General features: G+C 48.1%; 2 protein-coding genes. One reads left to right on the forward strand and one right to left on the reverse strand.

All coding sequences use genetic code 11. The features are described 5' to 3' along the window. Window positions 1-391, forward strand: a 391-nt coding sequence (locus ACTHUE_RS16565) for a transposase (RefSeq protein WP_440424016.1), incomplete at its 5' end; no start/stop codon positions are given. Window positions 392-794: 403 nt separating this feature from the next. On the opposite strand, the gene ACTHUE_RS16570 is transcribed toward ACTHUE_RS16565, so the two are convergent. After that, window positions 795-2,075, reverse strand: coding sequence for a malic enzyme-like NAD(P)-binding protein (locus tag ACTHUE_RS16570; protein WP_083290073.1), 1,281 nt, complete (start codon window positions 2,073-2,075; stop codon window positions 795-797). Window positions 2,076-2,118 lie beyond the last annotated feature (43 nt).

A 2,118-nucleotide genomic window follows, 5' to 3' on the forward strand; every position in this document is an offset into this window, starting at 1 on the left:
ACTGCACATTACCCCTGCCAATGCCCATGAATGCAAACACCTGTTGCCTTTGTTGGAAGGCCTATCCAAAGGTACGACCGTCTATGCCGACAAAGGCTACGACAGTAAGGAAAACCGGCAACATCTGAAAGAGCATCGGCTGCAGGACGGCATTATGCGCAAAGCCCACCGCAAACATCCGCTGTCGGAAGCACAAACCAAACGTAACCGATATTTATCAAAAACCCGTTATGTGGTCGAACAGAGCTTCGGTACGCTGCACCGTAAATTCCGCTATGCCCGGGCAGTCTATTTTGGTCTGCTCAAAGTAAGTGCACAAAGCCATCTGAAGGCGATGTGTTTGAACCTTTTGAAAGCGGCTAACAGGCTAAGTGTGCCTGTTGCCGCCTAAAAGGCGGCCGGATGCCTGATTATCGGGTATCCAAGGGGGATTAAGGGGGGTATTTGAGTAGAATCAGTGGATATTCGAAACAAAAACAGCCGAAAACCTGTGTTTAGGTTTCGGCTGTCGGGGGAAAGGAATTTTGCAAAGGTCTCGGCCTGATGTTGTTTAAAAAAGCTGGCAAAAATATTGTATTTAATCTCGTACAAACCCTGCAAAATCAAAGCCGCTCAAAAATAGAAACCTATTTTAAAAAGCAATCCATATTCCCACGTCTCTGTTGAAGCAGCAGATTATCATGTCCTTCATTCCGATTGCTGCATTAAACCGTTTCTAAAATACCCAATAAACAAAAATGCCGTCTGAAATACAACTTCCAGACGGCATTTTCAATCAAATACTACTTACCGGATTACAATTTCAAACCGGCCAGTTTAGCAGTATACGCATCCAAATCAGCGATTGGACGGGTAGCCACGCCGCTTTCCATTGCTGCTTTAGCAGTAGCTGTAGCAACGCGAGGCAACAGGCGGGAATCGAATGGGGTAGGAATCAGGTATTCCGCGCCGAATTCAAATTTCTTACCGTAAGCAGCAATCACTTCCTCAGGCACTTCTTCCATTGCCAAGTCAGCCAAAGCGTATACACAAGCGCGTTTCATTTCTTCGTTGATGGTGGTCGCGCCGACATCCAATGCGCCACGGAAGATGAATGGGAAGCACAATACGTTGTTTACTTGGTTCGGGAAGTCTGAGCGACCGGTACCGATTACCACATCCGGACGGGTTTCTTTTGCCAAAGGAGGCAGAATTTCCGGATTTGGGTTTGCCATAGCGAACACGATTGGTTTTTCGTTCATGGTATTCAGCATTTCAGGTGTCAGCAGGTTTGCGCCGGACAGACCCAAGAAGATGTCTTTACCTTTAACGGCATCAGCCAATACGCGTTGGCCGTTGTCTTCGATGGCGTAGAATTGTTTGGACTCGTCCATACGGTCTTTGTCTTCGCGGGTTTTATAAATCACGCCTTTGGAGTCGCAGACAGTTACGTTTTCACGTTTCAGCCCCAAATCCAGCAATTGGTTCAAGCAAGCGATCGCAGCGGCACCTGCACCGGAGCACACCAAAGTTGCTTCTTCGATTTTGCGGCCGGTATAACGCAAAGCGTTCAGTACAGCGGCAGCGGTAATGATGGCGGTACCGTGTTGGTCGTCGTGGAATACGGGGATTTTGCAGCGTTTGCGCAATTCGCGTTCGATGTAGAAGCACTCAGGCGCTTTGATGTCTTCGAGGTTGATACCGCCGAAAGTCGGTTCCAAAGAAGCGATGATGTCTACCAGTTTTTGCGGGTCTTTTTCATCGATTTCGATATCGAATACGTCAACGCCGGCGAATTTTTTGAACAATACGCCTTTGCCTTCCATTACAGGTTTGCCGGCCAATGCGCCGATGTTGCCCAAACCCAACACTGCGGTACCGTTGGAAATCACGGCAACCAAATTGCCTTTGGCAGTGTATTTGTAGGCAGTTTGAGGATCGGCATGGATTTCCATACAAGGAGCAGCTACGCCCGGAGAGTACGCCAACGCCAAGTCTTTAGAAGTAGCCAAAGATTTGGTTGGGGTAACGGAGATTTTGCCCGGCACGGGGAATTCGTGGAACTGCAGGGCGGCTTCTTTTAATGAATTTTCCATTTATCGATCCTGTTTGCGAGAGAGATTTTACAGCGAACAAGTC

It is taken from the genome of Neisseria sp. P0021.S005 (genome assembly GCF_051956955.1).